Consider the following 5,361-nt stretch of genomic DNA (forward strand, 5'->3'; position numbering starts at 1 on the left):
ACAGGCCATTGAAGATCGAATTAGGAATACAGCTTAAGATTTAACTTTTTAGTGTCCAAAATATTGACTCAAATCCAGAATTTTAAACTGAGGGAGTTGAAGACATCTGTTGATTTTTATTCAGGAATTTCTCCAGAATGGTGCAGTGACTCCTAATATAATAATTATTTTTTTTAGATCAATACATTATAAAATTTTTTCCGAAATGAAACCAAATAAAGTTAACATAAGTCTAAATAACACAAGGAAGGAGGAAAACAGGTGGAAAATAAAACAGATTTTGATGTAGACAACAAAGAAATAATAATTGAAGACATAATGAACAAGTATTCTAAAGATGTGTATTTGCTGGCATATTCTTTTGTGAGGGATCAAGGATTAGCTGAGGATATTTCGCAAGAAGTCTTTATAAAATGCTACAAGAATATTGAGAAATTTCGTAGAGATGCTTCTATTAAAACTTGGGTTTATCGTATAACTGTAAATACTTCTAAGGATTTTATCAGAAAAAAAAGTTTCCGAGTTTTAAAATACTCAAAGTTATTTTTGGAGAATTTTAAAAAGAGCGAAAGCTCCGAGGAAGTTTTTCTAAAACAAAATCAAAATGCTCAAATACTACATAAAGTCCTATCTCTTTCCCAGAAATACCGTGAAGTAGTTGTTCTTTATTATTTCCAAGATTTAAAGGTAAGTGAAATTGGAGAGACGTTAGGTATAAACACTAATACTGTGAAAACAAGACTTACAAGGGGACGGTCCATTCTAAAAGAAAATCTTATTTTTGAGAAAGGAGATGCTTTGAATGGATAAAGAGTTAAGGCAGGTAAAGGAGCAGTATTCAGAACAATTTTATGATGATGAAATCTCAAACCGAATTAAAAGTAAAGTCTATGAACGCATTTTAAAAGACAAGAGAAAATGGAGTATCAGCAAAAAAATTACCTTATTAGGCAGTGTTGCAGTAATCATCCTTTTTTTGTTAGTTGGCTCGGTATTTGTTTCTCAGGCAATGGCCAAAGTGGTATCAAAAGTCTCTTTCTTCAATCAAATTGTGCAAAGCTTGAAGGAAACGGATGACAGGAACGGAAAGCTAGATGCTTTATATGATGTGATATCCAAAACGTTATCCGAGAATAAGGAGTATAAAGGAAAAGTAGAAGTTGGAATGTCATGGTTTTTTTCCTCTGAGCCCCCTTCATTCACTGTTTGGGTAGGGGATGAAGATTTTAAACAACAACATGAGGATGAAATTAAAGATATAATTTTAAAATGCGCTAAGTCATATAAAATTGATAAAGTTGAGGTTGTATTAGAAGTAAGGGATAACGTTGAACCAAGTGAAAAAAACAAAGAATTAGAGAAATTCACAGATGAAATACTTACAATAACGCAAAAGGTTGTAGAAGAAAAGGGTTATACCATTTTAGCTAGTGGAGTATCTATGAACCCCAAAAAGGTTTCCATTAAATTGGGGATTGAAGGAACAGAGCAACAATACAAAGAAGTGAAGAATCAAATAGAAAAACATGTACATGATGTAATATATGCAAAAAAACATGAGAATTATGAAGTTGAAGTCAAAAGAGAAAGTGAAGAGGAAATTAAGAATCAGAATTGGCAGCCTATTTTTACAGCGGTCATGGAAGAAACACATAAAAAGTTTAAAGAAACAAATGGTTTTACCTACTCCTTTCATCCAAAACCTCTTGAAATCATTTTAAAGACTTCATTATCCAAAGGAGAGGAGACTAAAGAGCAAGCTGAAAGAATTGAAGAGTATGCAAGACAGGTAGTTGAAATAAAAAGGAAGGAATTATCCGTTGAAGCAATACCTTATAAAATCATTATACGTGATAAAGAACATAAGAAATTGTATGAGAAATTGTACAATTAAAATATATTGACTAAAGCATTATCTTTAAATCAACTTGTGTTTCTTAAAAGATTTTCTTCTTAAACTATCGGATGCGTTAGTTCATAAGTGAGCTTTGACGATCAGCTATTTTCTTATGGAGCTAACAGGAGCAGGATAGTTTTAATAAGATATAAAAAAAATTTCATTTCAAAATAGATGCATATCCGTTTCGGATCTATTCATTGATTCATATCCTATTAATATTAGGGAGGGGATGAATAGATGGCATCTAATGATGAATTAATTTGTCAAAAGTTTGCTAGAATTATCGGCGGCCAAGAAGGATTTGCGGGTGGAAAATGTGTGACAACGATAAATCGAAATGAAATAAAAGCAAAAATTTTAGGAAAACGTTTTAGAGTGACCTCTTCTTTCTCATTTGAATCAAGAGATAATCAGACTGGACAAGCATTGTGCCTAGGTAGGGTTGCACTCTTGCAAAGTGAAGTCGAGAATTTTGTTGCTTTGATTCTTAAACAAGGAATAATAGTTTCATCCATACACAATGAGTGGCTATTTGATAATCCGAATTTGATTTACGTTAATATCGAAGCTGTTGATGATCCATTAGTTTTTGCAAAGAAAGTCAGAAAAGCGTTAAGGAACTAACGGATTTCCCACTTGTCTGATTTTTTAATGAACATAATACACGGTAAAAACTCGGTTTTGTTGAACTGACAGGTGCGTTAGCTAATGATCAGGGCTGCCTTTAAGGCGGCTTTTTCTTATGCAAAAATTGGGGCAGCATTCCTGTATTAACTGAAATACTAAAAAGTTTGTGAAGAAATCTACTTAAACTAACAGGTGCTTTAGCTGAAGGTCGGGGCTGACTTCATGCAGCTCTTTCTTTATTTAACTAAAGGTTCAGGTTAGCACAACCTGAACCCAAAATATTATTGAAGCGTATTTAGATTTTGTGCCCTTAAAAAGCTTACAACTACCTCTCCAATTTGTCTGCCTAACCTTAAGCCTTCATTATTATCCACGTTAAAATGTACGCCAGCGTACAAACGAGATTGAGCACTTTCTTCCATTATTTTTTTTATTTCAGAAGACTCTTGAGGGAGGATATAACTTAATACTGTCTCTGCACATCCTGCCACAGTTGCGTGTGCAGAAGGGTAAGCTGGAAAACGAGGGGTAAACAACACAGTAGACAGATTTCTGCCATATTGATTTGGACGTGCAACATCCCAATGATATTTAAAAAACCACGTGATAACAAAGGTATCATTCATAGCAGCGTGGAAATAACTCTGAACCCTTGCAACACTCGGTGACCCCAGCATATACTTTTCAGCTAAATTGAAAATTAGAGTGGTAATTTTCGCGGTTAATTCACCTGTTCCCCAATATTGTGCGATGCGTATTTGCTGGGAAGTTAATGACTTTAATGTCTCTTCTACAATGAATAACTCTTTTTCCCAATCAATATCAAGTGGATTTTTAATTCGCCAAATGATTCGTTGATGAAAGGGGTCCAGGAAATCATTGTCTCTTCCCCTTGAAATAAAAAACATTGGCCAATTTCCTGCCTCTGGAGAACCTTTAGGTGGGATACTTTCCCCTGGGTAAGGAAACTCTGTCCATCTTCTATAACTTGTTCTCATAAAGACCACCCCCTTATAAATGTTCTCCTTGTTCCTTATGATTAAGAGTAATGAAGTATGACCATTTAACTTTTTGATTCCTTATCAGAGGAGAAAGAGTTATACACTTGGATTAAGATGTGTTTTACTTCAATTCCCAGGTTGCTGAGGCAGCCTTTGCAACTATCGTGGCAGAATAGTTTAATAAGATCTTAGAATCAAACTATCAGTTGAAACCTTTTTAGGAAAAATCTAGTATATAGATTTAGGAAAGTGTTTTTTAGAATAGGAGGAACAGGTCATGTTAGGGGATATTATATATCAAGTTATTGTTTTCGGAGGTATAGCATTAATTTTAGGTGTTTTAGGTTATTTATTTTTTAAGAGGACCAAGAAAAGCTAATTAAATTTCTAATTCAAGTATCAGATGCTTTAGCTGAAGATCGGAGCTGTCTTTAAGGCAGCTTTTTCTTGTGTGCCAGGCATGGCAACTATCTAGGTGGTGAAAGTCCACTGTGGGGTACATATCGACCAACCACTAAGGAAGCGCAAGGTACTTATCGTGAGGTAAGGGCTGGAGGAAGCGTGGAATAAAATCTTGGCTCGACGAACAGGAATCTGATACTGAGGCTCTATAAAGGGATTAAACTCCAAGACAAGTTAAAGTCCAAAAGATGTGCGTAACTTTATAGAGTAAATCAGGCGAGTAAAAGAGGAAAGATAGGTGTCTTACCCTGGGAGGTCTTGCGGATGTACAGGAGTACAGTCGAAAAAGGTTAGTCGCAAGAAGTCAGCAGAAGCCATAGTAATGAAATAATTTCATGAAGGGCTGAACAATTTATAGTGTTTCAACGCTACGAATGCGTAAGTGACGAACTCCGAATGTGTTAATGGTGAAAGTATGAGTACCTCAAAGAATAACCAAAATGGAGATATCACTTACTACGTGAGAGGAAAGGAGAAACGAGTGTGGAACTTTTAGAACAAATCCTAAGTAATAAAAATATGAACGAAGCCTACATACGTGTCTATAAAAATAAAGGTGCAAGTGGGGTCGACGGAGTAACAGTCGATGAACTAAAGCAATACCTGAAAGAGAACAAAGATGAACTGCGTCAGCGCATCAGAACAAGAAAATACCAACCACAAGCTGCCTTAAGAGTGGAGATCCCAAAAGAAAATGGAAAGATGCGCAAATTGGGAATACCAACAGTAGTGGATAGAGTCGTTCAACAAGCCATTCATCAAGTTCTCAGTCCACTATTTGAAAAGCAATTCAGTGAATTCAGTTACGGTTTCAGACCAAAAAGAAGTTGTGAAATGGCGATAATTAAAAGCCTGGAGTTTCTGAATGATGAACATGATTGGGTAGTCGACATTGATCTTGAAAGATTCTTCGATACCGTCCATCACGATAAACTCATGAGAATCATATCCAACACAATAAAAGACGGAAATGTCATCTCGTTAATCAGAAAATACTTAGTCAGTGGAGTCATGGTGAATGGAAAAAATGAAGACACACCTGTCGGTACTCCGCAAGGAGGCAACCTCAGTCCACTATTAAGTAATATAATGTTAAACGAACTTGATAAGGAACTGGAGAAAAGAGGACTAAGGTTCGTGAGGTACGCTGATGATGCCCTTATCTTTGTGAAAAGTGAAAAGGCAGCGAACCGAGTAATGAGCACAATCGTGAGATTTATAGAAGAGAAATTAGGCCTGATAGTCAACGTAGAGAAGAGTAGAATCTCACGTCCAAAAGAGTTGAAATTCTTAGGATTTGGGTATTATTACGACACTAATAACAACAACTACAAAGTGAAACCTCATCCAAGTTCTGTACAGAAGTTTCAA

General features: G+C 35.5%; 6 protein-coding genes. 5 read left to right on the plus strand and 1 reads right to left on the minus strand.

What is annotated here, in order from left to right:
• Positions 1 to 261 precede the first annotated feature (261 nt).
• The 3 genes from ACFX4I_RS26175 to ACFX4I_RS26185 all read left to right on the plus strand — a co-directional run bounded on the left by ACFX4I_RS26175 (position 262) and on the right by ACFX4I_RS26185 (position 2,524).
• Positions 262 to 810, plus strand: a complete 549-nt coding sequence (locus tag ACFX4I_RS26175; RefSeq protein WP_377424141.1) for a sigma-70 family RNA polymerase sigma factor — start codon at positions 262 to 264, stop codon at positions 808 to 810.
• The gene (locus ACFX4I_RS26180) at positions 803 to 1,894 is read left to right on the plus strand and encodes a DUF4179 domain-containing protein (protein ID WP_377424144.1); all 1,092 of its coding nucleotides are present in this window, start codon (positions 803 to 805) and stop codon (positions 1,892 to 1,894) included. Before ACFX4I_RS26175 ends, ACFX4I_RS26180 begins: the two co-directional genes overlap by 8 nt.
• Positions 1,895 to 2,137: 243 nt before the next feature.
• The gene (locus tag ACFX4I_RS26185; RefSeq protein ID WP_230301388.1) at positions 2,138 to 2,524 is read left to right on the plus strand and encodes a DUF1259 domain-containing protein; all 387 of its coding nucleotides are present in this window, start codon (positions 2,138 to 2,140) and stop codon (positions 2,522 to 2,524) included.
• Between the two features lie 284 nt (positions 2,525 to 2,808).
• Here ACFX4I_RS26185 and ACFX4I_RS26190 read toward each other — a convergent pair whose 3' ends face one another.
• The gene (locus ACFX4I_RS26190; protein ID WP_283932803.1) at positions 2,809 to 3,525 is read right to left on the minus strand and encodes a vanadium-dependent haloperoxidase; all 717 of its coding nucleotides are present in this window, start codon (positions 3,523 to 3,525) and stop codon (positions 2,809 to 2,811) included.
• A gap of 280 nt (positions 3,526 to 3,805) precedes the next feature.
• On the opposite strand from ACFX4I_RS26190, the gene ACFX4I_RS26195 reads away from it, so the two are divergent.
• Both ACFX4I_RS26195 and ltrA read left to right on the plus strand, forming a co-directional pair.
• Positions 3,806 to 3,907: an LPXTG cell wall anchor domain-containing protein gene (locus ACFX4I_RS26195; protein WP_096341107.1), complete on the plus strand. Its 102-nt coding sequence runs from the start codon at positions 3,806 to 3,808 to the stop codon at positions 3,905 to 3,907.
• Between the two features lie 566 nt (positions 3,908 to 4,473).
• Positions 4,474 to 5,361, plus strand: an 888-nt coding sequence (gene ltrA, locus ACFX4I_RS26200) for a group II intron reverse transcriptase/maturase (RefSeq protein WP_377424147.1), incomplete at its 3' end; no start/stop codon positions are given.

Origin of the sequence: Peribacillus sp. YIM B13472, from assembly GCF_042788005.1 — a bacterium.
GTDB classification, from domain to species: Bacteria; Bacillota; Bacilli; order Bacillales; family DSM-1321; genus Peribacillus; species Peribacillus simplex_E.

Bases quoted from the DNA above. Each gene is read 5' to 3' on its own strand.
- ACFX4I_RS26180 (WP_377424144.1), top strand. From the start codon at position 803: ATGGATAAAGAGTTAAGGCAGGTAAAGGAGCAGTATTCAGAACAATTT.
- ACFX4I_RS26185 (WP_230301388.1), top strand. From the start codon at position 2,138: ATGGCATCTAATGATGAATTAATTTGTCAAAAGTTTGCTAGAATTATC.
- ACFX4I_RS26190 (WP_283932803.1), bottom strand. From the start codon at position 3,525: ATGAGAACAAGTTATAGAAGATGGACAGAGTTTCCTTACCCAGGGGAA.
- ACFX4I_RS26195 (WP_096341107.1), top strand. From the start codon at position 3,806: ATGTTAGGGGATATTATATATCAAGTTATTGTTTTCGGAGGTATAGCA.